Genomic DNA, 25,674 nt, shown 5'->3' with positions numbered 1-25,674 from the left:
CGGCGGTCTCCGGTGTCGCTGACGAATCTGGACCGACACTCTACCCGCTATTCGCCGGTTTGCAGCAAGGCACCGCGCACCCGCGCTTGGTGGAAGGCGTAGAGGAACACGGCGATGCCGCCCGCCATGTAGACCATGTTCAGCCCGACCGCCCAGGCCAGATGGTCCCAGCGCAGCGTGCCGTCGAACACCAGCGCCCGCATGCCCTCGAACACATGGGCGGACGGCAGGGCGAGCGACACCGGCTGGAGCCAGGCCGGCAGGACCGACACCGGGTAATAGACCGCGCTGACCGGGGCCAGCATGAAGACGACGATCCAGGCCAGCCCCTCCGCCCCCATGCCGTAGCGCAGGATCAGCGCCACGATCAGCAACCCCAACGACCAGCCCAGCACGATCAGGTTGGCGAAGAAGGCGGCGAGCGGCAGGCCCAGCGCGAAGACCGAATAGCCGAAGAAGGGAATCGCCAGCCCCGCCGCCGGCAGCACGCCGATCAGGGTGCGCAGCAGGCTCATGGTCATCAGCGCTGTCACCCATTCGCCGGGGCGGAGCGGGCTGACGAACAGATGGCCGAGGTTGCGCGACCACATTTCCTCAAGGAAGGAGATGGAGACGCCGAGCTGGCCGCGGAACAGCACGTCCCACAGCAGAACCGCGCTGACCAGCACGCCGGCGCCCTGCGCCACCCAGCCGCTGCCGCCGCCGCTGGATGAGGCCATGAACTGGTTGATGTAGCCCCACAGGATCATCTGCATGGTCGGCCAGTAGGCCAGCTCCAGGATACGCGGCCAGGACCCGCGCAGAAGATACCAGTAGCGCAGCACCATGGCGCCGACCCGGCGCAGCGAGAAATCCGCGCGTGGAATCGTCCCCTCATTCGGCTGCATCGGCTGTCTCCCCGGTCAGGATGCGGTCGTCGGAGGCGCGGGCGATGTCGAGGAAGACCTCCTCCAGCGTCTGACGGCCGTAGCGGGCGAGCAGGGCCGACGGCGCGCCGCGATCGACGATCCGCCCCTGCCGCATCATTAGCACGCCGTCGCACAGCCGCTCCACCTCCAGCATGTTGTGGGAGGCAAGCAGGATGGTGGCGCCGGTGCGCAGCCGGTAGCGTTCGAGGTAGGTCCGGATCCAATCGGCGGTGTCGGGATCGAGCGACGCCGTCGGCTCGTCCAGCAGCAGAAGCTCGGGGTCGTTCAGCAAAGCCTTGGCCAACGCCACGCGGGTTTTCTGCCCCGCCGACAGTCCGCCCGACGGCCGATCCAGAAAACGCGACAGGTCAAGATGCTCAGCCAATTCTTGGACGCGCTTTTTGACGCATGTCAAACCGTAGAGGTGGGCATAGACGGTAAGGTTCTCCCGCACCGTCAGCCGATGGGGCAGTTCGACGTAGGGGGAGGAGAAGTTCATGCGCGGAAGCACGGCATGCCGATGGCGCGCCATGTCGACGCCCAGGATCTCCACTGTCCCGGCCGTCGGCAGCAACAGCCCCAGCAGCATCGAGATGGTCGTCGTCTTGCCCGCGCCGTTGCCGCCGAGAAGGCCGGTGACGCTGCCGCGCGGCACGGTGAAGCCGATGGCGTCGACCGCCGTTACGTCCCGCCCGTCCGGGGTGGGGAAGCGCTTGGTCAGCCTCTCCGCCCGGATGGCGGGGGCGATGGCCGGGGGAATGGCGGGTGTGGCCGGCTGCTGCTGTGGGATGGTTCGTTCGGTCATGGGCACAGAATATGGCGGCAAGCGCCGCAACCGCCAGGGGCATGCCGTCCGGAGACAAGGATCATGGTGACGCTCGCCAGCGCGCTGACCGCACCGGTCCCGGCCTCCCCGGCGCCGCCGCACTGGGCGCAGCCCGACGGCCGCATCACGCTGCGCACGCTGATCCTGATCCGCTGGGTCGCCGTGCTCGGGCAACTGGCCGCGGTGACCTTCGTCAATCTCGGGCTGGGCTTCCCGCTGCCGCTGGGGCCGGTGCTGGCCGCCATCAGCGCGTCGGCCCTGCTGAACGTGGTGGCGATGACCCAGCGCGGCGGCCGGCTGCGGCTGGCCGACCGCGACGCGGCGCTGTATCTCAGCTACGACATGCTGCAGCTGACGCTGCTGCTCTATCTCACCGGCGGGTTGAGCAACCCCTTCGCCATCCTGCTGCTGGCGCCGATGACCGTGGGTGCGGCCATCCTGTCGCGCTACAGCACGGTGCTGCTGACCGGGCTGAACCTGATCTGCCTGACGGCGCTCGCCCTCTGGCACTTCCCGCTGCCGTGGGAGGAGCCGGTGCGCTCGATGGCGCCGCTCTATGCCTTCGGCGTCTGGCTGTCGCTGACGGTGTCGTCGGTCTTCATCGCCGGCTACGTCTTCCGCGTCGCCGCGGAGGCGCGGCGCTTCGCCGATGCGCTCGCCGCCTCGCAGGTGGCGCTTGCCCGCGAACAGCGGCTGGGCGCGCTCGGCGCGCTCGCCGCCGCCGCCGCGCACGAACTGGGCTCGCCGCTCGGCACCATCGCCGTGGTGGCGAAGGAACTGGCGCGCGACCTGCCGCCGGACAGCCCCTATGGCGAGGATGTCGAGCTTCTGCAAAGCCAGGTGATGCGCTGCCGCGAGATCCTGGCCGATCTGGCGCGCAAGCCGGAGGCCGATGGCGGCGATCCGTTCGAACGGCTGCCGCTGACCGCGCTGATCGAGGCTGCCGCCGCCCCGCACCGTCTCGGCCATATCCAGTTCGCCGTGGAACCGCACCCGGTCGGCGAGGCGGAGGAGCCTTTCCTGCGCCGCAGCCCGGAGATCATCCACGGCATCGGCAACTTCATCCAGAACGCCCACCAGTTCGCCCGCCACAAGGTGACGGTCGCCGCCGCCTGGGACGGCTGCTCCGTCACCATCACGGTGATGGACGACGGCCCGGGCTTCCCGTCCCATCTGCTGGGCCGCATCGGCGAGCCGTACCTGTCGGTGCGCGGCGAGCGCTCCGGCCCCAAGGGGCAGGCGGGCGGCGGGCATATGGGCCTCGGCATTTTCATCGCGCAGACGCTGCTGGAAAAGACCGGCGCGACCGTGCGCTACACCAACAATCCGCCGGACGGCGCGCCGCCCGCTGATCAGGCCGCCGGCGGGCACTCCAATCAGGGCGGAACCGGTGCGCGGATTTCCGTGCGCTGGAAGACCATCAACGCCAAGAAATGAGGTTTCACGGTGGACACCCTCAAAACATCCGATGACCTGCTGTCGGGCGATGCCGTCAAACTGACATTCACTGGCGACGTCACCCGCAGCCTCCTGATCGTCGACGACGACGCCCCCTTCCGCACGCGGCTGGCCCGCGCCATGGAGAAGCGCGGCTTCAACGTCGTCGCGGTCGACAGCGTCCAGCTCGGCATCGAGGTGGCGCAGGAATCGGCACCCGCCTTCGCGGTGGTCGATCTGCGTCTGGGCGACGGCAACGGGCTGGACGTGGTATCCGCCCTGCGCGACGCCCGTCCCGACGCCCGTGTCGTCATGCTGACCGGCTACGGCAACATCGCCACCGCCGTCGCCGCGGTGAAGGCCGGCGCCGTCGATTACCTGCCGAAGCCAGCCGACGCCGACGCGGTGGAATCAGCATTGCTGGCCGACGGCCGCCCGCTGCCCCAGCCGCCGGAAAACCCGATGTCGGCCGACCGCGTCCGCTGGGAACACATCCAGCGCGTCTTCGAACAGTGCGACCGCAACGTGTCGGAAACCGCGCGCCGCCTGAAGATGCACCGCCGCACGCTCCAGCGAATCTTGAACAAGCACGCCCCGCGCGCCTGAGCCGGCACGGTTCAGGTCGAACATGCGAACGGCCCGCCCCGGATCGGGAGCGGGCCGTTCGCATGTCGGGTAGCGGTGCTTGCCGTTCGTGTTGGAGGCATGGGGAGAGATCGCTTTGGCATTCCTCGACAGGCTCGTTCGGCAGTGCCATCTTCAAATTGCACAGGAGAGACGAGGCCATGTCCAGGATCGACTTCAGTCATCTTTCACCGCAGGAGCGCCTGGAACTGGCGGAGGATTTGCTGGATAGCCTCAAAGACGCCGACATTCCGCTGACGGCGGGCATGAGGGCCGAACTCGACCGGCGCAACTCCAGCTTCTCCGAGACCAGCGCACATGCGGTTCCATGGGAGACGGTGCGCGCTCGAGTGAGGCAGCGCGACGCGTGAGCCTCCCGGTTTTCTTTCTGCCCGAAGCGGAGACGGACCTGCGTGACGCCCAGGCTTGGTACGACAGCCGCGCCTTCGGTCTGGGCGACCGCTTCTTTGCCGCAGTCGACGGCAGTGATGCGGATCGGGCAGAGCCCGTTTCAGTTCCCGTTGGTTCATACCAACTCCCGCCGGGCCTTGGTCCGCCGTTTCCCCTATGCGCTTTATTTCCGCGTGGAAGCGGCTGCCGTCTTCATGATTGCCTGTGCCCATACCAGCCGTGATCCGTCACGCTGGCAAAGCCGGACATAGCGTCCGGCTCGCCCCCTGTCGGTCATCGGGACGCGATGGGTCGTCCTGTCGCTCAGCCGGGCGTCAATTGCACGTCGGCAGGGCAGGGCAATCTTCAAGAAATTCGATCATCCGCCGTTCGACCCGGAGCAGAACCTCCCGGGCGGAAAGATTGTGACACGTACGGCTATGGTCGCGGATCAACCTGATCGCGCTGACGGTGGCGGATTCCTGACGGTATGGCATGACGCAATCTCCGTCCAAAAGACATAACTACTCTATACCTTTCTCAGTATCCGTTATAGCATAAAAATACGTGTACAGAACAATCTGCCGCAAGTCGGGATCGGGAATTCGGTCTGTCCGGCGCCCACGATCCGACGCGGGGAATCATGGTTCGGCACCCGGTGCCCGGCATCATTCACCGGTGGGCCGCACCCTCTAAAATCGTCGGGAAAGTGTGACAACGGCAGCCGGAACGGCGCGGAACCGTTCCGGCGCGGAACGTCGCCGTGTGTCCGGCGTTGCCGGGATGGGTCCTCGTAACCGGTCACAGCGTCGTCGGCACCAGGAAAAATCACGGGTTTGCCCGCAGGCCGGCCGGTGCGATCGAACGTCTGGCAACCTGTCCTTCCGGGTAACCCCCATTATCCCCCGACCTGCATCGACGGTTCATACTGCACTGCAACAGGGTCAGGAAGGCTACCCACTGCGCGCCCATTGCTCGCCGCATGCACTGGATGGCCGATGCAACGGCTGGACTAACACTGCGTTTCAGCCAATCGGACGAACCGCCGAGCCTGCCCACCGGACAGCATCCGCTGCCCGGAAGGAAGGATCGGGCAAACGGATGGTCCTATGGCCGCGCTTTCTGGTCGTTACGCGAGGAGGACCCTTTGGCCACCCAGGAACTTCAGGAACAACCCCGACGCAACAACCCTGAGTCTCGGCGGGGCCCCGGGTCCATGTCGCCCGGCATTTCGTACGATCTGTCGACAAGCGCCGCCAGCGCGGTGCGCCGGACCACGGGGTTGTTGCGGCGGCACAAGCTGCTGATCGGTACGGTGATCGTGGTCGGCACCGGGTTGGCGGCCCTGGTCGCCTTCCGGATGACGCCGCTCTACACCGCCGAAACGCTCATCATGGTGGAGCACCGGAAGAACACCGTCCTCAACTTCGAGGGGGTGGTGTCCGACATGACCCCCGACATCAGCGCGCTGCAGAGCGAGGTCGCGATCCTGAAGTCGCCGGCCTTCGCCGAAAAGGTGGTGGCGAAGCTCAAGCTGATGAACGATCCGGAGTTCAATGCCTCGCTGCGTCCGCCGCCCCCCGGATGGGTGTCGGCTCTGAACCCGCGCAACTGGATCCCCGACAGCTGGAAGGCGTCCAGCGGCGTGCCGCTGTCGCCGGAGGAGATCGAGCGCAACCACCTGACCTCCGTGGTCAACGCCGTGCTCGACAACACGTCGGTGCGTCCGCAGGGGCGCTCCTATGTCATCGCCGTCAGCTTCGACAGCGAGGATCCGCGCAAATCGTCGCTGATCGCCAACACCATGGCCGACCTCTATCTGGTCGACCAGCTCGACGAGAAGTTCAAGGCGTCCAAGCGCGCCACCCAGTGGCTGGAGGAGCGGCTGACCGACCTGCGCCGGGAAGCGCAGACCAGCGGCGACGCGGTGGAGAAGTACCGGACCCAGCATGGCCTGACCACCTCGTCCAACAACGAGAGCACGGTGGTCGGCCAGCAGCTGAGCCAGCTGAACGCCGACTATATCCTGGCCCGCACCAAGCGGCAGGAGGCGGAGACCAAGCTGCGCGACGTCACCGCCATGGCGAATTCGCCGCGCGGCGCCTCGGCGGTCGGCGATGTCATGGGCTCGCCGCTGATCCAGGCCCTGCGCGAGCGCGAGGTCGATCTGCAGCGCCAGATCGCCGACGCCACCAACCGCTACGGCAGCAAGCACCCGATGCTGCAGGCGCTGCAGAGCCAGCTGCGCGACCTGCAAGGCCAGATCAAGTCCGATGTCGGCAAGATCGTCTCCAACCTCAGCAACGAGGTGGAGTTGGCGAAGGGCCGCGAGCAGGGGCTGAAGGCCAGCCTGGACCAGGCCGAGGCCAAGCAGAACGAGCAGCAGCAGGCGACCGTCGGCCTGCGCACGCTGGAGCGCGACGCCACCACTGCCCAGTCGATGTACGAGGCACTGCTGACCCGTTCGCAGCAGATCGCGACGCAGAACGACATGCGCCAGCCCGACGCCCGCATCGTGTCGGAGGCCTCGATCCCGCTCGACCCGTCGCAGCCGAACCGCAAGCTGATCCTGCTGCTGGCGCTGGTGGCGTCGGGCACGCTGGGCGTGCTGCTGGCCATGCTGCGCGAACGGGCCGAGAGCGGATTCCGCAGCCCGCACCAGTTCGAGACGGCGACCGGCGTCCGCAGCCTCGGCATCGTGCCGCGCATCCCGCGCTTCGGCGGGTCGCCGGCCGCCTATGTGGTGGACAAGCCGATCTCCGCCTTCGCGGAATCGATGCAGAACCTGCGCACCTCGCTGCTGCTCGCCAATCCGGACGGGCGGCACCGGGTGATCCTGTTCAGCTCCTCGGTTCCGGGCGAGGGCAAGAGCTCCGTCGCCGCGGCCTTCGCCCGCACCTGCGCCAACGCCGGCCAGCGGACGATCCTGGTCGACTGCGACCTGCGGCGGAAGTGCCTGCACGAGATGCTGGGCATGCCCAACAACCGCGGCCTGTCGGAGGTCTTGGCCGGAACCGCGACGTTGGAGGAGGTGATCCAGGTCGATCCGCGCACCGGCCTGCACGTCATCTCCGCCGGTCATGGCCGGACGCTGCCGCAGGACACGCTCGGTTCGTCCAGCATGCATCAATTGCTGTCGCGCCTGTCGGTCAATTATGACCGCATCGTGCTGGATTCGCCGCCGGTGCTGGCGGTGTCGGAAGGCAAGCTGCTGGCGGCGCTTGCCGACCAGACCGTCTTCATCGTCCGCTGGGGCATGACCAAGCGCGGCACCGCGATGGCCGGCCTGAAGGAGGTGATCGAGGCCGGCGGCGAGGTGGTCGGCGTCCTGTTCAGTCAGGTCGATACCCGGCGCCATGCCCAGTACGAGTTCCCGGACAGCGGGCGTTACCACGGTTACCGCCGCTACTACGCGAACTGAGGAAAGGCCCCCTCGGCCGGCCGAAAGCCGGCCGAGGATCTTTTGCGCAGTGCGTCACGATTCTATCAACCACCGAAGAGCCCATGAATGTCCGCTGGACACCGCATCTTCCGGAACATCCGCGCCCTTGCCGCCGCGAAAACGGCGACGATGGCGAGCGGGCTGGTCACCGCGGCCTGGACCGCGCGGGTTCTGGGACCGGACAGTTTCGGCGTGCTGGGCTTCGGCACTTCGCTGATGGCCTATGCGGCGCTGTTCGTGAACATGGGCCTGTCAACTTATGCAATCCGTGAAATCGCGAGAAATCGCGAGCAGGACGACCACCGCGAGCGGGCGGCCGAACTGTCGGAACATGTGCTGACCCTGCGCACCGTGCTGGCCCTGGTGGTCGGCGTCCTCTACGCGGCCTTCGTCCTCTCGCTGGACAAACCGATGGAGGTGAAGGCGGTTCTTCTGGTGCAGGCGGTCCAGTTGCTCGGGAACGCCTTGGTCCTCGACTTTGTTTATCAGGCGACCGAGAAGATGGGGGTGATCGCCACGCGCGAGATCGGCACCTCCATCGGCTCGATGCTTCTCGTCTTCCTGCTGGTGCGTGGGCCTGAGGACGCCATCACCGCAGCCGCCATCACCGGCGGTTCCATCACCGTCAACGCGCTGGTGATGATCGGCCGCTTCCGCCGCGACTTCGGCCATCTGCGCCCCAGGGTCGACCTGAAGGTGTGGCGCGAGATCCTGACGGCGGCGACGCCGATGGCGGTCGGTGTCTTCGCCTGGGCGATCTTCACCCATCTCGACGTGGTGATGCTGGGTTTCCTGGCTCCGCACACCGAGGTCGGCTGGTACAGCGCGGCGGTGAAGATCCAGACCCTGGCCAATCTGGTCGGCAACATCGTGATGAACGCCTTCCTGCCGCAGCTGGCCGCCGCCTATGGCGAGCTCGGCCCGATGCGCGACCGGATGCGGGCCTATGCCGGCGTCATGCTGGCGGTCGGCGGGCTGGTCATCGCCGGCGGTTTCGCCCTGGCGCCGTCCATCCTCGGCACGCTGTTCGGCGACGCCTACGCCCCGGCGACGCTGGCTTTGCGCCTGCTGATGCTGGCCTCGGCGGTGGTCTACGCCAACATGATCCTGGGCAATCCGCTGCTCGTCTGGCACCGGCAGACCGGTTACATGGTCGCCATGCTGTCGGGCGGCGCGCTGAACGCCCTGCTGAACATCTGGTGGATCCCCCGCTACGGCATCGAGGGCGCCGCGATGGCGACCTTTACCGCGGAACTGGCCGCCACCGTCGCCATCGCCTGGATCCACCGGCAGACGGTCGGAGAGCTGTATGGCGGGATCGCCGCGCGGGCTCTGCTGTGCGCCGGCGCGGCCATAGCCGCGGCGCTCGCGCTCGACAGCTTCGCCGCCCCGCTGTTCGACCGGTTGCCGGCGCTGGTGCATTTCGTTGCCGGCAGCGTGGCGATGGTCGCGGTCTATGCGGCGATGGCCGTGCTGACGGGGCTGGTCCACCTGAAACGGCTGCGGCGGCTGACCAGCGCCACGGCCTGAGAGGGGCGGGTCGTGGCTGGATGGATGGTTCAACCCTCAATTCTGCAAGGCCGGGTCGAGGGATACCGGCAGCAGGAACGGAATGCGCCTATTGCACCACTTTCGAACGTCTCTGTTGGTGCCTCCAAGCATTCATTTGGCCCCGGCGAGGGTTAGTACCATTAATACGGCTGAGATCTGCAATCATGGTCTTTTCATCGGACGGTGATTTCTGAAACACTTCGCGCTGCACAACGCCGGTAACGAGGTACTTCATCGTCACGGCGAAGTCACAACAAGAAAACAATTTCGAATTTCGAGGTTTCTCCGTCTGCATGCTTGGCAACAGGGCATGGCACGCGGGGCGTCTCCAAACTCTCGGCAACCCGCCGCCGGTGGCGGGGCCTCAGCAAACCGCAGGAGCGACGATGCTTCCCAAGACTTTTTCCGATCGTAACGTCTGCGTCCTCGGGCTCGGCTATGTCGGCCTGACGCTGGCGGTCGCGATGGCGGACGCCGGCTTCCAGGTGCACGGGGTCGAGGTGCGGCAGGACGTGCTCGACAAGCTCGGTCAGGGCAACCCGCACTTCCACGAGCCGGGCCTGACGGAGAAGCTGCGCCACGTCATCGCACGCGGCCGGCTGACCTTCAGCCGCAGCCAGGAGGATTGCAGCAAGGCCAGCGTCTTCATCATCACGGTCGGCACGCCGCTCAGCAAGGATGGCCGGGTCCGCACCGACATGATCGAGGCGGCGACCCGTCAGGTCGCCGGCAGCCTGCATGACGGCGACCTGGTCATCCTGCGCTCCACCGTGAAGCTGGGCACCACCCGCAACGTCGTGGCGCCGATCCTGCGCGCCACCGGCAAGAAGTTCGACATCGCCTTCTGCCCGGAGCGCACCCTGGAAGGGCAGGCGCTGCTGGAGCTGAACCAGCTGCCGCAGATCATCGGCGCCGAAAGCCTGGACGTCGCCACCCGTGCGGCGCAGATCTTCGGCTTCCTGACGCCGACCACCGTCAAGGTCTCCACCCTGGAGACGGCGGAGTTGATCAAGCTGGTCGACAACACCTACCGCGACGTCACCTTCGCCTTCTCCAACGAAATTGCCAAGCTGTGCAACGCCATGGAGATCTCGGCGGTCGAGGTGGCGCGTGCCGGCAAGCTGGGCTATCCGCGCACCAACCTGCCGCTGCCCGGCCCGGTCGGCGGCCCCTGCCTTGAGAAGGATCCCCATATCCTGATCGAGGCGGCGCGCGAGGTCGGCGTCGAGATGGCGATCACCGCCGCCGGCCGTCTGGTCAACGAAAGCCAGCCGGTCGAGGTCGCCGACTTCCTCGGCAAGCTCGCCAATTCGATGCAGGGCTTCCCGGAGGTGCCGACCATTAGCCTGATGGGCCTCGCCTTCAAGGGCCGTCCGGCGACCGACGATCTGCGTGGCACGATGGCCAAGCCGGTGCTGGAGGAGCTGCGCCAGCGCTTCCCGACCGCCCGGCTGCGCGGCTTCGACGCCGTGGTGCGCCCCGATGACATCCGCTCCTTCGGGCTGGAGCCGGCGGCCAACATGGCTGAGGCGGTGTCCGGCGCCAATCTGGCGGTGATCCTCAACAACCACCCGGTCTTCACCTCCATGCCGCTGCCGGATCTGGCCCAGCGGATGGATCGTCCGGGCGTGATCTACGACTTCTGGAACAACTTCAACAGCCGCGATGTCGACCTGCCGGACGGCACCGCCTACGTGGCGCTCGGCAGCCATGGCGCCGCCCGCTACGCGCATGTGGCCTGACGATATCCGGGCGTGAAGAGGAATTTGACCGACATGAAACACTATCTCGTCACCGGCGGCAGCGGCTTCATCGGCGCCGCCCTGGTCCACCGTCTGGTCCGTGACGGCCACCGCGTCCGCGTGCTGGACGACAACTCGCGCGGGCATACCGGGCGGCTGGCCGGCGTGCTCGACGACGTGGAATTCGTCCAAGGCGACATCCGCGACGCTGACGCCGTGCGCGGGGCGGTGCGCGGCGTCGACGGCGTGCTTCACCTGGCCGCCGTCAACGGAACCAAGCATTTCTACGAGAAGCCGGAAGTGGTGCTGGACGTCGGCGTACGCGGCATGCTGAACGTGCTGGACGCCTGCCGCGCCGACGGCGTGGGCGACCTGGTCGTCGCCTCCTCCTCGGAAGCCTACCAGACCCCGCCGATGGTGCCGACGCCGGAGGATGTGCCGCTGGTGGTGCCGGACGTGCTGAACGCCCGCTACAGCTATGGCGGCTCCAAGCTGATCTCGGAACTGCTGGCCGTCAACTGGGGCCGCAGCGGCTTCGACCGCGTGGCGATCTTCCGTCCGCACAACGTCTACGGCCCCGACATGGGCTGGGAGCATGTGGTGCCGGAATTCTCCCGCCGCGCGGTGGAGGCCATCGCCGGCCACCCGAGCGGCACGGTGCCCTTCAAGATCCAGGGCGACGGCCGCCAGACCCGCGCCTTCGTCCACATCGACGACGCCATCGACGGCATCGTGACGGTGGTCGATAAGGGCGAGCATCTCGGCATCTACCATGTCGGCAACCCGGAGGAGGTCACCATCGCCGACCTCGCCCGCCAGACGGTCGCCTGCCTCGGCCGCGAGGCCCAGGTGATGCCCGGCCCCGCCGCCCCCGGCGGCACCGACCGCCGCAGCCCCGACATCGCCAAGCTGACCGCGCTGGGCTTCACCCCGCGCATCCCGCTCTCCGCCGGCCTGCCCGGCGTGGTCGAGTGGTACGCGGAGCGCGCCCGTGCCGATCTGGGGCGCATGGGGCAGGCGGCGGAGTAGGGCGTCATCAGGGGGCGTGACCGGTGGTCGCGCTCCCATCCGTCACCCCTGTGAATGCGGACTTCCGCCTTCCTGGGGATGACGGCCGATGAGGCATTCGTTCGCACAAGATCTTAAGGAGACGGCCCGCATGGACCGCAACAGCCGCATCTTCGTCGCCGGGCACCGGGGACTCGTCGGATCCGCCATTCTGCGGCGGCTGACCGAGGCCGGGCATACCGACCTCGTGATCCGCGACCGGTCGCAGCTCGACCTGACCGATCAGGCGGCGGTGCGCGCCTTTTTCGACCGCGAGGGCATCGAACAGGTGATCCTGGCCGCGGCGAAGGTGGGCGGCATCCTCGCCAACGACCGCTTCGGCGGCGATTTCATCCGCGACAACCTGCTGATCCAGAACAACGTCATCGACGCCGCCTGGCGCGCCGGCGTTAGCAAGCTGCTGTTCCTCGGCTCCTCCTGCCTCTATCCCAAGCATGCCGAGCAGCCGATCAAGGAAGAGGCGCTGCTGACCGGCGAGATGGAGCCGAGCAACAAGCCCTACGCCGTCGCCAAGATCGCCGGCATCACCATGTGCCAGGCCTACCGGCGCCAGTACGGCTTCAACGCCATCTGCGCCATGCCGTCCAACCTGTACGGCCCCGGCGACCATTTCGAGCCCGAGACCTCGCATGCGCTGCCGGGCATGATCCGGCGCTTCCACGATGCCAAGGTGGCCGGCGACCCGACGGTCACCCTGTGGGGCACCGGCACGCCGCGGCGCGAGTTCCTCTATGTCGACGACATGGCGGACGCCTGCCTGCATCTGATGGACCATTACGACAGCGGGGAGATCATCAATGTCGGCCCCGGCGACGACATCGCCATCGCCGACCTCGCAGCACTGATCCGCGACACCGTCGGCTACACCGGCACGCTGACCCACGATCTGAGCAAGCCCGACGGCCACCCGCGCAAGCTGATGGACGTGTCGCGCCTGCTCGCCACCGGTTGGCGCCCGAAGGTGTCGCTGGAGGAGGGGCTGCGCCGCACCTACGACTGGTTCCTGGAGAATGCCGCTCCAGAGCGTCGACAAGTCCCCAAGCAGGCAGCGGAGTAACGCCCGATGCCGGACGATTCCATCCATCTGCGGCCGCCGGTTTTCGACCGGCCGGCTTCCAAGGCTTCAGCGGGCGCGCCCTCCCTGGCGGGGGTGCCCGTGCCGGAAGAACTGCTGCTCGTGGCGCAGAGCTATTGGCCGGAACCGGCCGGCAGCGCGCCGATGATGACCGACCTCGCCACCGCCTTCGCGGCGGCCGGGGCCGAGACCACGGTGCTGACCGCGCGTCCCAACTATCCCGGCAACACGGTCTATGACGGCTACGCCGACGGGTCGCAGGACAGCAAGACGGTGGAGGGCGTGCTGATCGAGCGCCTGCACACCATCCCGCCGGCCGGCGGCGGCATGAAGGCCCGGCTGATCCACGAGGGCGTCCTGCACGCCGGCTTCGCCGCCGCCCGCACCCGCGGCCGGGTCGGGCGGCACGCCGCCGTGCTGTCGCTCTGCCCGTCGATCCTGTCGGTGGCCATCGCCAACCGCTTCAAGGCGCCGGGCGGCCGCCACGTCGCCATCGTCCATGACATCCAGTCGGGCCTTGCCGGGGCGCTGGGCATGGGCGGCAAGGCGGCGGTCAAGGCGATCCGCGCCATGGAGCGCACCGCGCTGAACCGGGCCGACGCCATCGTCGTGCTGTCGGAGCCGATGCGCGGCGTGCTGGAGGAGCTGGGCGTCACCCGGCCGATCCATGTGATCCCGCCCCATGTCGATGCCGACGCGGTCCACCCGCTGCCGCGCCCCGACCAGCCGCCGACGGCACTCTACAGCGGTGCCTTCGCCCGCAAGCAGGGGCTGGAGCAGGTGCTGGACATGGCCGGTCATCTGGCCGAGCTGATGCCGCAGGCCCGCATCAAGATGCGTGGCCAGGGCGGGCTGGAGGAGGAGCTGAAGTCGCGTGCCCGCGCCATGGGGCTCGGCAACGTGATCTTCCAGCCGCTGGCGCCCAAGGACCAGCTGAACGAGGCGATGGCGGAGGGCGACGTCCATCTCGTGCCCCAGCGGCCCGAGGGGGCGGCCTTCGCCATGCCCGGCAAGGCGGTGACCATCCTCGCCGCCGGCCGGCCCTTCGTCAGCACCTGCCTGCCGGGATCGGCGCTCGCCACACTGGAGGCGCAGGTCGGCGCCTTCCTGTGCACCCCGCCGGAGGAGCCGCGCGCGATGGCCGAGGCGGTGGCGGCCCTGCTGTCGGACCCCGCCCGCGCCACCGCCATGGGCCGCCGTGGCCGCGCCTGGGTCGAGGCGAACGCCACCCGCGCCGTGGCGCTCGACCGCTACGCCCGCCTTCTGTTGGGAGAGGCAGCATGAAGAAGCCCGCGCTGGTCTTCAGTTGGGAGATGTTCGGCCCCTACCACATGGACCGGCTGGAAGCGGTCGGCCGTCGGCTGGGTCATGTCTACGATGTGATCGGGCTGGAGGTCGGGTCGAAGTCGCACACCTACGCCTGGGATTCGACCGGGACGGGGCAGAATTTCCGCAAGATCACCCTGTTCCCCGGACAGTCGAAGGCCGACCTGTCGAAGGCCGCGGTCTACCGCGCCCTGCTGCGCGAATGCCGCAACGCCGACGCCCGCTATGTCTTCCTCTGCCATTACGAGGACCCGGACGTCTTCGCGCTCGCCCTGACCATGCGGCTGATGGGCCGCAAGGTCATCAACATGAACGCCTCCAAATACGACGACAAGCCGCGCATCCTGTGGCGCGAAATGGTCAAGAGCGTCTTCTACTCCCCCTATCAGGCGGGGATCGGCGGCAGCCACCGCACGGTGGATTACTTCCGTCTGTTGGGACTCCCGAAGGACCGGCTCTACATCGGGTACGACACGCTGTCGTTGGACCGCATCCGCCGCCTGTCCGGGATGGAACCGGCCCCTGGGGGAGTACCCTTCGCCGACCGCCACTTCACCATCATCGCGCGGTTCGTCCCGAAGAAGAACTTGTTCCGGGCGGTCGAAGCCTATGACATTTACCGGCGGCTGGCCGGTCCCGCCGCCCGACCGCTCCACCTCTGCGGATCCGGTCCGCTGGAGGCGGAGCTGCGGGCCGAGGTGACGCGGCGCGGGCTGGACGGGTCGATCGTCTTCCGCGGCTTCCTGCAGGAAAAGGGGATCGCCGAGACGCTGGGGTCGACGCTCTGCCTGCTTCTGCCGTCGCTGGAGGAGCAGTTCGGTCTGGTGGTGAACGAGGCCCTCGCCATGGGCGTTCCGACCATCCTGTCCGACCAGTGCGGGGCGCGCGACGTGCTGATCCGCAGCGGGTTGAACGGCCACATCGTGGAGCCGGACAACCCCGAGGGGCTGGCGCGCTACATGCTGTCGGTTGCGGGCGACGAGGATGAGTGGCGCCGCCTGAGCCTGAACGGGCGGCCCTTCCAGGCGTTGGCCGACGCCAGCTTCTTCGCCCTGTCGGTGGAGAAGGCCGTGGTGGCGCTGGGCGGCCCGAAGGCGGAGCGCAGCGCGGACACGGACTATGTGTCCGACTATTCCGCCGACCCGGAGGGTGGCCAGCATGGCCGGTCGACCGGAGCGGCACTGACCGGGAGTTGACGATGGAACGGAACGCGCGCACCCATGTGGTCGTCTCCGGGCGCCTGCCGCCGCCGGTGGACGGGATGAGCCGGGTGACGGCCCTGGTGCTGGAGCGTCTGCAGGACCGCATGCGGGGGCGCGGCCGCGTGGAGGTCGCCGACCTGTCGCCCGGTTGGAACGGCGGCGGCGCCGTCTACCATCTGCGCAAGATGACGCGGGTGTTCGGCACCATGGGCCGGCTCGCCGCCGGGCTGCGCAAGCAGGACCGCCGTTTCTACATGCCGGTGGATTCGGGCTGGGGCGCGCTCTACACCGCCGCCTTGGCCGGGACCGCGCGGCTGTTCGGCTATGAGCGGGTGCTGCACCATCACTCCTTCGCCACCATCTCCAAGCCGACCTGGCGGATGCGGCTGCTGACCCGCGTCGCCGGCAGCGACTGCACCCATGTCCTGCTGTGCCCGGCGATGCAGATGCGCTTCCAGTCGATCTATCCGGCGGCACGCACCTGCATGACCATGTCGAACGCCATCTTCTCGGCTCCCGGCGTCCTCCCGCGTTCGCGGCGCGACGGTCCCCTGCGCATCGGCCATCTGTCGAACCTGTGCAGCGAGAAGGGGCTGGACACGTTGTTCGCCCTGCTGCGCGCCCTGCAACTCGAGGGGGTGGACGCCAGGCTGGTGCTGGCCGGTCCGGGGCTGAAGCCGAAGGACAACGCGATGATCGCCGCCGGGCTGATGGCCTTCGACGGGGCGGTCGAGTATCACGGCCCGGTCCATGGCGAGGCCAAGGAGGCCTTCTACCGCGACATCGACGTCTTCGTCTTCCCGACCCGCTACCGCAACGAGGCGCAGCCGCTGGTGCTGTTCGAGGCGATGGCCGCCGGCGTGCCGGTGCTGGCCTATGAGCGCGGCTGCATCGGTTCCGACATCCCGGCCGACGGGTTGGTGCCGCAGAATGCCGACTTCGTGAAGGCGGCCCTGCCGATCCTGTCGGCCTGGGCCGACGACCGCGAGGCGCTCGCCTCCGCCTCGGCACAGACGCTGACCCGTGCGCGCGTGGCCTTCGAGACCAGCCGCAGCGGCCTGGACCTGCTGCTGGACCGCATCGCCGGCCCGCACCCGGCCGCCGCAGCCGCCGCAGTGCCGGCCAAGCGCCGCGTGGCGGGGTAGGGGAGACGGTCGGGGCGGCTTTACGCCCCGCCGCCCCCCAACGGCAGTGCCGTCTCGAACTTGATTTCCTTCAGGGCGAAGTTGGAGCGGATGCGGACCTGGAAGGGCAGCTGGAACACGAACTCTTCCAGAAAGCGGTTGTAGTCGGCGATGGCCCGCACCGCGACCCGCAGCAGATAGTCGGCGTCGCCCGACACTGCGTAGCATTCCAGAACCTCCGGCCGTTTGCGCACCGCGTCGATGAAGATGGCGGCGGTCTCGGCGGAATGGCGGTCCAGCGTCACATGGGCGAAGACGCACTCGCCGACCGACGCCGCCTTGGGATCGACCAGCGCCGTGTAGCGGCGGATCACCCCGGTTTCCTCCAGCGACTTCAGGCGACGCCAGCAGGAGGAGGGCGAGGTGCCGACCCGATCGGCCAGCTCCTGCACGGTCAGGCGCGAATCCTCCTGCAAGGCGACGAGGATTTTGATGTCGATTTCCGATAGCGCGGCGGGCAACGGCAAGAATCTCCGATCACAGGCGGAACACCGAAAAATCCTCCCAAAATCATAGGTGTGCCCGCCTCACTTTGAAAGCTATTTCCACGGACAGTCCGGCATACTGATCGCAGAACGATCCAAGGGAGAGGCGATCATGGCCGACATGTGGGACAACCCGATGAAGACCGACGGATTCGAGTTCATCGAATTCACGGCGCCGGACACCGTGGCGCTGGGCCGCCTGTTCGAGCAGCTGGGCTTCACGGCAATCGCCCGCCACCGGTCGAAGGATGTGACGCTCTACCGTCAGGGCGACGTGAATTTCATCGTCAATGCCGAACCGTCGGGCTTCCCGCGCAACTTCGCCGCCCAGCATGGTCCGTCGATCTGCGCCATCGCCTTTCGCGTCGGCGACGCCGCCTTCGCCTATCGCCGGGCGCTGGACCTCGGCGCCTGGGGCGTCGAGACCCGCGTCGGCGCCATGGAACTCAACATTCCCGCCATCAAGGGCATCGGCGATTCGCTGATCTACCTCGTCGACCGCTATGCCGACCGCGGCAGCATCTATGAGGTCGATTTCGTGCCGCTGCCGGGAGTGGATCAGCATCCGCAGGGCGCCGGCCTGACCTACATCGACCATCTGACCCACAACGTCCACACCGGACGGATGGAGGAGTGGGCCGAGTTCTACACCCGCCTGTTCGGCTTCCGCGAGATCCGCTACTTCGACATCGAGGGCAGGCTGACCGGCCTGCGGTCGAAGGCGATGACCAGCCCCTGCGGCAAGATCCGCATCCCGATCAACGAATCCGCCGACACCAAGTCGCAGATCGTCGAGTATCTGCGCGACTACAAGGGCGAAGGCATCCAGCATGTGGCGCTCGGCACCAACGACATCGTCCGCACGGTGGAGACGATGCGCGGCATGGGCACCCCGTTCCAGGATACGCCCGACACCTATTACGAGCGCGTCGATACCCGTGTGCCGGGCCACAACCAGGACCTGAAGCGCCTCCAGGCCAACCGCATCCTGGTCGACGGCGCTCCGACCGAGGGCCAGGGCCTGCTGTTGCAGATCTTCACCCAGAACGTCATCGGCCCGATCTTCTTCGAGATCATCCAGCGCATCGGCAACGAGGGCTTCGGCGAGGGCAACTTCAAGGCGCTGTTCGAATCCATCGAACTCGACCAGATCCGCCGCGGCGTGCTGAGCGAGAACGCGGCCTGAGCGTCAGATGTTTTCATAGACAGGTTTTCGGACGCCGTCCGGTCTTGCGACCGGGCGGCGTTTCTGCGTTCAGAATGGCGGATTTGCGTCAATTATTTCCATAATTCTACTTATGTGTTTTTTGTCGCCTTATGACGGAGCCACCGCAACGGCGACGAAGAAGGCGAAGACCAGCGGGATTAGGATGGAGAACGCTCCTTTACTGGAACTGGTGAGCGGCACCGGCGGCCTCGGCCGCAGCGATTGCCGCTCACCGTGTCGGGAATGGACCGACGTCGTGCTGGGCTTCATCATGAAGTCATTCAGGCAGGAACCACCAGCCGCCCGGCTGGTGGCTTCGAGACGACCGAAACGCGCCGATCCCGGCAGCCGTCAACCAGCCGCTGTCCGATCCGTCCGCAACCCACTCAGCCCTCCCCTGCCCCTCCACCGATATACCCACCCTCCGAAGGCCGCGATCCCGATACAGCCTCAGTTGCGGCTGTCCTCTCAGGCCTTCAACTCATTAAGGCGCTGCAAAACGGCTTCTTCCCGGACGCTCTCTGCTCGGGCATCAGTCCAGGCGTCCCCACAGGCACCGCACGTGGTAACGGGGACCCGAACATCGACGGTCGCCATCAGAACGTCCCCTGGTCCATAGGGGAAACGGACCGCCTGCGTTTCCACACTGTGGACGAGGTTTGCGCTCCCGCACTTCGGGCAGAGCTTGTCGAGGGGTTCCCCGAAGTCCGTGTTCAACATCACTTTCGATTTTCCTTTACGGGTGTTAAGCGCAGGCGGTCTTGGCGACGGACCCACCTGCCCACTATCGCCCACCGGGCGACCCACTCCAAGCTTGTGGAGGAGCTATTCTTTTTTTCATGTGGCAATGCCCTCGACCAGACGGTGGCGACCCGCTCCAGATGCATCCGGTATGGAGCACCAGCCTTGTCGACCTGCCCATGGTTGAGGGCTTTGGCGAATTCCTACGTCTCTCGAAACCAGACTGTTTCCCGCACCGTCATTCCGGCGATGTGCCGCTCGATCTGATCTATCGCGACGGGTTGGTACAGCCCCTGCTGGTCAGGTGAGCGATGGCTGATCCGCCAAGCCATGAGGCGTTTGGTGAACGACCAGCCGGAAACCAAGCCTATGTCGCCAGACCGTCTACGATGGACGGAAATGATGCTGTGGACGGCGGCGGCACTACTCAACCCTCACGGCCTCTCCGCATGGAATTGGGCGATTCTGCTCTGGTCGACGCTGTAGCGACGGCCCCCCTGCCGATGCGCCGCAGGGACGCCAAGCTGGACGCGCAAGCAGGGCCTCCGGTTCCATTCTTCAAGCGCGATATCCGGACGACGCATGCAACCGGCATTTGCAAGTTGGGCAGCCTAAAAACGGCTAATCGTCCTTCAATCATAAGGCTTCCATCAAATAGAAGCGGCCAAGCCCCAGGTAACCGGGCAAAATTTGCCGGTCAGTTTCTGCCTGGCCGGCCAAATGGCCGGAGTTTCATTTTTCTCTGATTCGCCTAAAAAACAATCGTCCGTTTTTTGTTGTAGGCTGACAAAAATGTTTGCTCCTAATTGCACGCTAAATCATTGAGTTTTCTAGAGCGCTCTATGCCTAGCGTGACGAAAGTTTGCTCTTCAAGCTCCTATGTGAACGGCATACGCCATGGATATCCGACAAAAATGTTTGCTCTTACATTTCCCGCCTTTGGTAGACGGCCCTACGTCGCCGGTGTGGCTGCATCGTTGCTGGCCGGCTGCGGCGGTGCGAACGTGGCACTGGGCGTCCAGCCAGGGATTTCCACCGAGACGTCCCATTCGTCGAGGGCGGCTTGGAGGTTCATCCAGAAGCGTGGTGTGGTACCAAGCACCAGCGCCAAGCGAGCCGCCGTCGTCGGCTCTACCCTCTTATGGCCGTTCACGATGTGGCTGACGTGCTTCCGGCTCAAACCAACGCATCCGCCAAGGCGGTCACGCTGATAGCGCGCGGTTCCATGCAATGGGCTTTGAGGATCGCTCTGGGCACGGTGGGACGGCGGTTTCGATCACGCGCGACCATCAATAATAATCCTCGGCTTTATGTAGCAACCGTTACAAGCTGACCTTTTTAATAACGCAACGCCGAAAGGTGTTATAGGCAATAGGAGGTGCCGTATGAGTAAGCTAATCCTAGACATAACTCACACCGCCAAAGAAAGCCGGAATATCATTGGCGAGTTGCGCCGCACCAAATACCCGATCACTAGGATCGATGATATGTCATACGGATCAATTGTTGGTAAATTCAACATGACATCAATGCACCTTTTGCTCCGCACTGGGTCTACAACTTACTCCAATATACCTGACCGCTTGATTCACATAATCCCTAAGTATAAAGGCGATTGACTCATTAAATATATAACGGCCTGTTAAGCCGTTGGCATATTCTACTGTTAGAGAAAGACAGTCACTGTACTCTTCCCAGTGCATCGAAACAGCAGCCTTCCCATAATCCGGAGCAACATCAGCCCGAGACACTACTGGGACATTTGCGACAAAGTCTATTAGCGGGTGTTGCGCCGGCAATGGAACTGGATCGTCCTCTCTAATGTACTGCTCTCTTTCATCCTTATGCCTGCCGTTTAGAGCAAATGCGTTGAGGATGTCCCCAGTTTCAACCAGTCGAATGTCTAACAACTGCATTGTCCTGATGGAGCCATCAAGCATCAGGACTCGGAGTGCCATTCCTATGACCACTCTGCCATCATCAATAAACATCCAATTAAAGCTGACAACGATGTGCCCTTTGTCAACGTCGTTCTTCATCGCGTAATCCTTTATTAAACAATCCATTCTCAGCGGATGCGCACCAATAAATGCAATCTTAGGGACAGTTCACTGTAGATTGACTCTAAAAGTAATCTACAATAATTATGTTCTGCAAGAAGAAGCGCAAGACTTGAGGTGATTCCTGTTGGTTCTCCCGCATTTTTCGTGGATCAGGCAGCGAGGAGGACGCGACGGCGCAGCAGATTGAAGCTGGCGCGTCCATACATCTGGCGCTTGCTGAGCTTCAGCTTGCTGACTTGCCCCTCCGCCTGCCCGCTGCTAGGGCATGGTGAGCGCCGCCATGACGGCTGCCTCGTCCTGCCTCACGCCGACGGCGAAGGTTTCGACGGCCTGGATGCCGCAGGACAGCGCGTCTGTGAGCCAATTGCCCAAAATGGCGGAGGGATTGGTAGGACGCGCATCCGATCGCACTCCACCGCGTCCGATCAGTTCAGCGAAGCGGCGAACCAAGTCGCGCCCCTTCTGGACAATCGTCTCCGGATAGGCAGCGGCGATCGCCTCGGGAAAGCCCTTCAGCCCATCAACCACCGCCAGCAGGATGTCCTCGACGCCTCGGTTCTTCAGCACGCGCAGCCAGAACTTGGCGCCTTCATTCTGTTCAGTCCACAGCCCCAGCACCTCCTTGGCGCCGTCGGCCCGCACGCCGATGGCAAAATGGATGGCCTTGTTGCGTACCAAGCCTTCGTCGCGGCTCTTGACCCGGATGGCATCCAGGAACACCAGGGGATAGATCGCCTCCAGGGGGCCGTTCTGCCACGCTGTCACCTCCTCGATCACCGCGTCTGTCACCGTGGAGATCAGGTCGGCCGACACCTCGATGCTGTAGAGCTCCCGCAGGTGCCCGGTGATCTCCCGTGTCGACATGCCCCGCGCGTACATCGACACGATCTTCTCGTCGAAGCCGGGGAAGCGGCGCTGGTACTTGCCGATCAGCGCCGGATCGAACGTCCCCGTCCGGTCGCGGGGGATGGACAGGCCCATCGAGCCACCCTCGGTCAGCACCGTCTTGTGGCCGTAGCCGTTGCGACGGTTGCCGCTCTTGTCACCGGCCAGGTGGTGATCCAGCTCCGCCTTCAGGGCTCGCTCCGTCGTACCCCTCCGCCGAGCGCCGCCTTGTGACCGAGCGGGGAAGCTGAATCATGGGGCCTGTCCCTATGGCTATCCCTATGGCAGTCCCTATGACTATCCAACGCGTCGAGGTGATTACGGGTCTGGAGAAGCGGCGGCAGTTCACTGATGAGGAGAAGCTGCGGCTGGTCGAAGAAGCGTTCCAGCCCGGCGTCAAAGCGACTGAGGTTGCCCGACGCCAAGGCGTGGACGTCAGCCTGCTGTACCGCTGGCGCCGCCAGTTCTTCGGTCCGCAACCCCGGCTGCCGGCCTTCATGCCGATCACCGTCGCCACCGATGAGCCGTCGCTGGAGGACGCGCCGGAACCGACCCCAGCCTCCTGCACTCCGCCCGACGGCATCATCGAGGTTGAGTTCGCTGCGGCCCGCCTGCGGATCACCGGCCCGGCCGATCCGGCTCTGGTCGGAACGGTGATCGCCGCGTTGTCGGGACGGTCAGCATGATCCCGGTGCCGTCAGGCGTGCGGGTCTGGCTGGCCGGCGGGGTCACCGACATGCGTTGTGGAATGAACTCGCTGGCGCTGAAGGTCCAGGAAGGGCTTGGCCGGGACCCTCATGCCGGCGATCTATACGTCTTCCGTGGGCGTCGCGGCGACATGGTGAAGTGCCTGTGGCACGATGGGCTCGGCATGTCGCTGTACGCGAAGAGGCTTGAGCGAGGCCGCTTTATTTGGCCCAGTCCGGCTGACGGAGCCGTGGCCATTTCCGCGTCTCAGCTCGCGTATCTGCTCGACGCAATCGACTGGCGCAATCCCCAGCAAACCTGGAGGCCACGCTCGGCCGGATAGGCTGCGGCACAGTGAATCAGCCCGCCGTCATCCGGCAGGAAGAGCAAGGATTGATACGGGTTTCAGGGTATAATCCGGCCCTATGGACGCCTTGCCCGACGACATTGCCAGCCTGCGCGCCGCCTTGGCGCAGGCCGAGGCGCGGGCGGACGCGGCCGAAGCCGAAGCGGCGCGGGCCAAGGCGATAGCGTCGAATACCGAGGCGCTGATCGCCGGCCTGAAGCTGGAAATCGAGAAACTCCGGCGCGAACTCTATGGCACGCGCTCCGAGCGTAAGGCGCGCCTGCTGGATCAGTTGGAGTTCCAGCTCGAAGAGCTGGAAGCAACGGCCAGCGAGGACGAGTTGGCGGCCGAGCAGGCCGCTGCCAAAACCACCGCGGTGGCGGCCTTCACCCGCAAGCGGCCGTCGCGCCAGCCCTTTCCCGACCACCTGCCGCGCGAGCGCGTCGTTGTGGCGGCTCCGGTGAGCTGCCCGTGCTGCGGCTCGGACAAGCTGTGCAAGCTGGGCGAGACGATCACCGAGACGCTGGAGGTGATCCCGCGCCAATGGAAGGTGATCCAGACGGTGCGCGAGCGGTTCTCCTGCCGGGCCTGCGAGACGATCAGCCAGCCGCCGGCGCCTTTCCACACCACCCCGCGGGGCTGGGCCGACCCCCACCTGCTGGCCACCCTCCTGTTCGAGAAGTTCGGCCAGCATCAGCCGTTGAACCGGCAGGCCGAACGCTTCGCGCGGGAGGGTGTGCCGCTCAGCCTGTCCACCCTGGCCGACCAGGTGGGCACCGCCGCCGCGGTGCTGAAGCCGCTGCACGACCTGATCGCCGCGCATGTGATGGCGGCGGATCGCCTGCATGGAGACGACACGCCGGTGCCGGTGCTGGCCAAGGGCAAGACCGACACCGGGCGGCTGTGGGTGTATGTGCGTGATGACCGGCCGTTTGCCGGCCAAGCCCCACCGGCAGCACTGTTCCACTATTCGCGAGATCGCAAGGGCGAGCATCCCGAACGGCACCTGGCCGGCTTCACGGGCTGGCTGCAGGCCGATGCGTTCGCCGGCTACAACCGGCTGTACGAACCCGACCGCAAGCCGGGGCCGATCCGCGACGTGCTGTGCTGGGCGCATGCCCGGCGGGGCTTCTTCAAGCTGGCCGACATCGCCGCGAACACCAGGCGCGGCAAGGACGCCCCGCCGCTCTCACCGCTGGCACTGGAAGCCGTGAAGCGCATCGACGCCATCTTTGATCTCGAGCGCGCCCTGAACGGCAAGCCGGCGGCCGAGCGGCTGGCGGCCCGCCAGGAGCACGGCGTCGCCCTGGTAGCCGCGCTGGAGGATTGGATGCGGACGGAGCGCGCCCGGCTCTCCCGCCATGCCCCCGTGGCCAAGGCGATGGACTACATGTTGACCCGATGGGACGGCTTCACTCGGTTCCTCGGCGACGGCAGGCTATGCCTGACGAACAACGCCGCCGAACGCAGCCTGCGTGGGATCGCTTTGGGCCGGAAAGCGTGGCTGTTCTGCGGCTCCGATCGCGGCGGGCAGCGGGCGGCGATCATGTATGGCCTGATCACCACGGCCAAGCTCAACGACGTTGACCCGCAGGTGTGGCTCGCCAACGTGCTGGCCCGCATCAACGACATCCCCCAAACCCGCCTGCACGAACTGCTGCCCTGGAACTGGAAGGCAATCCGCGAGCAGACGAAAGTGGCCTGACAGCGGCACTCACCGGATGCTTACGCTCCGTCAGCGCTTTCTTCAGCTGGTCGAGCAAGCCGTCCTGGTCGAAAGCCGTCTTGGCGTCAGCTCCACCCAGCAGCTGGTCGAGGATCGCGTCCGGGATAACAGGCTCTTTGCGTCGGGCCATGGCGGGTCTCCTTCAGTTCTAGGATAACCCCGCCAAGCACGGAATTCCTGACACTCCCGACATAGTCGCCAGCCGTCAGGCCTGGTTCGACGCCCAGCCGGACCTGGACCCGGAGCGGCTGGTGTTCATCGATGAATGCGGCACCTCCACCAAAATTGCCCACATGTACGGCCGCGAACCACGTGGCGAGCGCTGCCGCGCTTCGGTTCCCCATAGGCACTGGAAGACGACGACCTTCGCCGGCGCTCTCCGGTTGTCGGGCGTCACCGCTCCGATGACGCTCGACGGCGCCATGGGCGGTGCGGCCTTCCTCGCTTACGTCGAGCGGGTCCTGGGGCCGACACTGAGCCACGGAGACGTCGTCGTGATGGACAACTTGCCCGCCCACAAGCTTCCGGCTGTGCGGGCGGCAATCGAACGGAAAGGCGCCGTCCTGAAGCTCCTGCCGCCCTACAGCTCCGACTTCAACCCCATCGAGATGGCATTTTCGAAGATCAAGGCGAACCTCAGGAAAGCCGCTGCAAGGACGCTCCCCGATCTGTGGGAGGCCATCCGCGATGCCATCGACAACGTGACGCCAACCGACAGTCGAGCCTTCTTCACCGCCGCCGGCTACGAACCAGAATGAT

20 protein-coding genes and 3 pseudogenes are annotated in these 25,674 nt (G+C 66.0%); 16 read left to right on the top strand and 7 right to left on the bottom strand.

Annotated features, from left to right (window positions below):
* Positions 1-47: 47 nt before the first annotated feature.
* Together ABNQ40_RS07720 and ABNQ40_RS07715 are read right to left on the bottom strand one after the other, a co-directional pair.
* The gene (locus ABNQ40_RS07720) at positions 48-887 is read right to left on the bottom strand and encodes an ABC transporter permease (RefSeq protein ID WP_109049709.1); all 840 of its coding nucleotides are present in this window, start codon (positions 885-887) and stop codon (positions 48-50) included.
* Positions 874-1,713 carry an ABC transporter ATP-binding protein gene (locus tag ABNQ40_RS07715; RefSeq protein WP_247879763.1) on the bottom strand — a complete coding sequence of 280 codons (840 nt, stop codon included), beginning with the start codon at positions 1,711-1,713 and terminating at the stop codon, positions 874-876. Before ABNQ40_RS07715 ends, ABNQ40_RS07720 begins: the two co-directional genes overlap by 14 nt.
* Before the next feature lie 63 nt (positions 1,714-1,776).
* Here ABNQ40_RS07715 and ABNQ40_RS07710 point away from each other — a divergent pair, with 63 nt between their 5' ends.
* The 11 genes from ABNQ40_RS07710 (at position 1,777) to ABNQ40_RS07660 (ending at position 16,736) form a co-directional block, all read left to right on the top strand.
* Positions 1,777-3,171 (top strand): ActS/PrrB/RegB family redox-sensitive histidine kinase, encoded by a 1,395-nt coding sequence (locus ABNQ40_RS07710; protein WP_109049711.1) that lies wholly within the window; start codon positions 1,777-1,779, stop codon positions 3,169-3,171.
* Positions 3,172-3,207: 36 nt separating this feature from the next.
* The gene (locus ABNQ40_RS07705) at positions 3,208-3,777 is read left to right on the top strand and encodes an ActR/PrrA/RegA family redox response regulator transcription factor (RefSeq protein WP_109452816.1); all 570 of its coding nucleotides are present in this window, start codon (positions 3,208-3,210) and stop codon (positions 3,775-3,777) included.
* 179 nt (positions 3,778-3,956) lie between these two features.
* On the top strand, positions 3,957-4,166 hold the full coding sequence (locus ABNQ40_RS07700) for an addiction module protein (RefSeq protein WP_109049712.1): 210 nt from the start codon (positions 3,957-3,959) through the stop codon (positions 4,164-4,166).
* Between the two features lie 1,235 nt (positions 4,167-5,401).
* Complete coding sequence (locus ABNQ40_RS07695; RefSeq protein ID WP_247879764.1) at positions 5,402-7,606, top strand: polysaccharide biosynthesis tyrosine autokinase; 2,205 nt, start codon at positions 5,402-5,404, stop codon at positions 7,604-7,606.
* 87 nt (positions 7,607-7,693) lie between these two features.
* Positions 7,694-9,157, top strand: a complete 1,464-nt coding sequence (locus ABNQ40_RS07690) for a flippase (RefSeq protein WP_109049714.1) — start codon at positions 7,694-7,696, stop codon at positions 9,155-9,157.
* A 407-nt stretch (positions 9,158-9,564) separates the two neighbouring features.
* Positions 9,565-10,920 carry a nucleotide sugar dehydrogenase gene (locus ABNQ40_RS07685; protein ID WP_109049715.1) on the top strand — a complete coding sequence of 452 codons (1,356 nt, stop codon included), beginning with the start codon at positions 9,565-9,567 and terminating at the stop codon, positions 10,918-10,920.
* 33 nt (positions 10,921-10,953) lie between these two features.
* Complete coding sequence (locus tag ABNQ40_RS07680) at positions 10,954-11,949, top strand: NAD(P)-dependent oxidoreductase (protein WP_109490915.1); 996 nt, start codon at positions 10,954-10,956, stop codon at positions 11,947-11,949.
* Positions 11,950-12,079: 130 nt separating this feature from the next.
* Positions 12,080-13,045: a GDP-L-fucose synthase gene (locus ABNQ40_RS07675; protein WP_109049716.1), complete on the top strand. Its 966-nt coding sequence runs from the start codon at positions 12,080-12,082 to the stop codon at positions 13,043-13,045.
* A gap of 6 nt (positions 13,046-13,051) precedes the next feature.
* Complete coding sequence (locus tag ABNQ40_RS07670; RefSeq protein ID WP_109049717.1) at positions 13,052-14,347, top strand: glycosyltransferase family 4 protein; 1,296 nt, start codon at positions 13,052-13,054, stop codon at positions 14,345-14,347.
* On the top strand, positions 14,344-15,585 hold the full coding sequence (locus tag ABNQ40_RS07665) for a glycosyltransferase family 4 protein (RefSeq protein ID WP_109049718.1): 1,242 nt from the start codon (positions 14,344-14,346) through the stop codon (positions 15,583-15,585). Before ABNQ40_RS07670 ends, ABNQ40_RS07665 begins: the two co-directional genes overlap by 4 nt.
* Positions 15,586-15,587: 2 nt before the next feature.
* Positions 15,588-16,736, top strand: a complete 1,149-nt coding sequence (locus ABNQ40_RS07660; RefSeq protein WP_109049719.1) for a glycosyltransferase family 4 protein — start codon at positions 15,588-15,590, stop codon at positions 16,734-16,736.
* Positions 16,737-16,756: 20 nt separating this feature from the next.
* Here the strand turns inward: ABNQ40_RS07660 and ABNQ40_RS07655 are convergent, their stop codons facing one another.
* Positions 16,757-17,236 carry an Lrp/AsnC family transcriptional regulator gene (locus ABNQ40_RS07655; RefSeq protein WP_109049720.1) on the bottom strand — a complete coding sequence of 160 codons (480 nt, stop codon included), beginning with the start codon at positions 17,234-17,236 and terminating at the stop codon, positions 16,757-16,759.
* Positions 17,237-17,372: 136 nt separating this feature from the next.
* Here ABNQ40_RS07655 and hppD point away from each other — a divergent pair, with 136 nt between their 5' ends.
* A complete protein-coding gene (hppD, locus tag ABNQ40_RS07650; RefSeq protein WP_109049721.1) occupies positions 17,373-18,446 on the top strand; it encodes a 4-hydroxyphenylpyruvate dioxygenase in 1,074 nt (357 codons plus the stop codon).
* A 1,714-nt stretch (positions 18,447-20,160) separates the two neighbouring features.
* Here the strand turns inward: hppD and ABNQ40_RS07645 are convergent.
* The 3 genes and pseudogenes from ABNQ40_RS07645 to ABNQ40_RS07635 all read right to left on the bottom strand — a co-directional run.
* Positions 20,161-20,361: a transcriptional regulator gene (locus tag ABNQ40_RS07645; protein ID WP_391346082.1), complete on the bottom strand. Its 201-nt coding sequence runs from the start codon at positions 20,359-20,361 to the stop codon at positions 20,161-20,163.
* Between the two features lie 373 nt (positions 20,362-20,734).
* The gene (locus ABNQ40_RS07640) at positions 20,735-21,247 is read right to left on the bottom strand and encodes a hypothetical protein (RefSeq protein ID WP_146255485.1); all 513 of its coding nucleotides are present in this window, start codon (positions 21,245-21,247) and stop codon (positions 20,735-20,737) included.
* Positions 21,248-21,733: 486 nt separating this feature from the next.
* Positions 21,734-22,372 (bottom strand): annotated as a pseudogene (locus ABNQ40_RS07635) (IS256 family transposase); the annotation flags it as partial.
* A 77-nt stretch (positions 22,373-22,449) separates the two neighbouring features.
* On the opposite strand from ABNQ40_RS07635, the gene tnpA reads away from it, so the two are divergent.
* The 3 genes from tnpA to tnpC all read left to right on the top strand — a co-directional run bounded on the left by tnpA (position 22,450) and on the right by tnpC (position 24,894).
* Positions 22,450-22,842, top strand: a complete 393-nt coding sequence (gene tnpA / locus ABNQ40_RS07630; protein WP_158285515.1) for an IS66-like element accessory protein TnpA — start codon at positions 22,450-22,452, stop codon at positions 22,840-22,842.
* Positions 22,839-23,186, top strand: a complete 348-nt coding sequence (tnpB, locus tag ABNQ40_RS07625) for an IS66 family insertion sequence element accessory protein TnpB (RefSeq protein ID WP_109047194.1) — start codon at positions 22,839-22,841, stop codon at positions 23,184-23,186. The genes tnpA and tnpB overlap by 4 nt, the downstream gene beginning before the upstream one ends.
* Positions 23,187-23,268: 82 nt before the next feature.
* Entirely contained in the window at positions 23,269-24,894 is a 1,626-nt protein-coding gene (gene tnpC / locus ABNQ40_RS07620; protein ID WP_391345977.1) for an IS66 family transposase, read from the top strand.
* A 22-nt stretch (positions 24,895-24,916) separates the two neighbouring features.
* Here the strand turns inward: tnpC and ABNQ40_RS07615 are convergent.
* Positions 24,917-25,045 (bottom strand): annotated as a pseudogene (locus tag ABNQ40_RS07615) (IS256 family transposase); the annotation flags it as partial.
* 73 nt (positions 25,046-25,118) lie between these two features.
* Between ABNQ40_RS07615 and ABNQ40_RS07610 the strand changes: the two are divergent.
* Positions 25,119-25,673: pseudogene (locus ABNQ40_RS07610) on the top strand (IS630 family transposase); the annotation flags it as partial.
* Position 25,674: the final 1 nt, after the last annotated feature.

Source organism: Azospirillum sp. A23 (assembly GCF_042938965.1).
Taxonomy (GTDB): domain Bacteria; phylum Pseudomonadota; class Alphaproteobacteria; order Azospirillales; family Azospirillaceae; genus Azospirillum; species Azospirillum melinis.
This window is presented reverse-complemented; position numbering and strand designations above follow the sequence as displayed.

Coding starts and splice junctions, on each gene's coding strand:
- ABNQ40_RS07720 (WP_109049709.1), bottom strand. CDS start 887: ATGCAGCCGAATGAGGGGACGATTCCACGCGCGGATTTCTCGCTGCGC.
- ABNQ40_RS07715 (WP_247879763.1), bottom strand. CDS start 1,713: ATGACCGAACGAACCATCCCACAGCAGCAGCCGGCCACACCCGCCATT.
- ABNQ40_RS07710 (WP_109049711.1), top strand. CDS start 1,777: ATGGTGACGCTCGCCAGCGCGCTGACCGCACCGGTCCCGGCCTCCCCG.
- ABNQ40_RS07700 (WP_109049712.1), top strand. CDS start 3,957: ATGTCCAGGATCGACTTCAGTCATCTTTCACCGCAGGAGCGCCTGGAA.
- ABNQ40_RS07695 (WP_247879764.1), top strand. CDS start 5,402: ATGTCGCCCGGCATTTCGTACGATCTGTCGACAAGCGCCGCCAGCGCG.
- ABNQ40_RS07690 (WP_109049714.1), top strand. CDS start 7,694: ATGTCCGCTGGACACCGCATCTTCCGGAACATCCGCGCCCTTGCCGCC.
- ABNQ40_RS07685 (WP_109049715.1), top strand. CDS start 9,565: ATGCTTCCCAAGACTTTTTCCGATCGTAACGTCTGCGTCCTCGGGCTC.
- ABNQ40_RS07680 (WP_109490915.1), top strand. CDS start 10,954: ATGAAACACTATCTCGTCACCGGCGGCAGCGGCTTCATCGGCGCCGCC.
- ABNQ40_RS07675 (WP_109049716.1), top strand. CDS start 12,080: ATGGACCGCAACAGCCGCATCTTCGTCGCCGGGCACCGGGGACTCGTC.
- ABNQ40_RS07670 (WP_109049717.1), top strand. CDS start 13,052: ATGCCGGACGATTCCATCCATCTGCGGCCGCCGGTTTTCGACCGGCCG.
- ABNQ40_RS07665 (WP_109049718.1), top strand. CDS start 14,344: ATGAAGAAGCCCGCGCTGGTCTTCAGTTGGGAGATGTTCGGCCCCTAC.
- ABNQ40_RS07660 (WP_109049719.1), top strand. CDS start 15,588: ATGGAACGGAACGCGCGCACCCATGTGGTCGTCTCCGGGCGCCTGCCG.
- hppD (WP_109049721.1), top strand. CDS start 17,373: ATGGCCGACATGTGGGACAACCCGATGAAGACCGACGGATTCGAGTTC.
- ABNQ40_RS07640 (WP_146255485.1), bottom strand. CDS start 21,247: ATGAAGAACGACGTTGACAAAGGGCACATCGTTGTCAGCTTTAATTGG.
- tnpA (WP_158285515.1), top strand. CDS start 22,450: ATGACTATCCAACGCGTCGAGGTGATTACGGGTCTGGAGAAGCGGCGG.
- tnpB (WP_109047194.1), top strand. CDS start 22,839: ATGATCCCGGTGCCGTCAGGCGTGCGGGTCTGGCTGGCCGGCGGGGTC.
- tnpC (WP_391345977.1), top strand. CDS start 23,269: ATGGACGCCTTGCCCGACGACATTGCCAGCCTGCGCGCCGCCTTGGCG.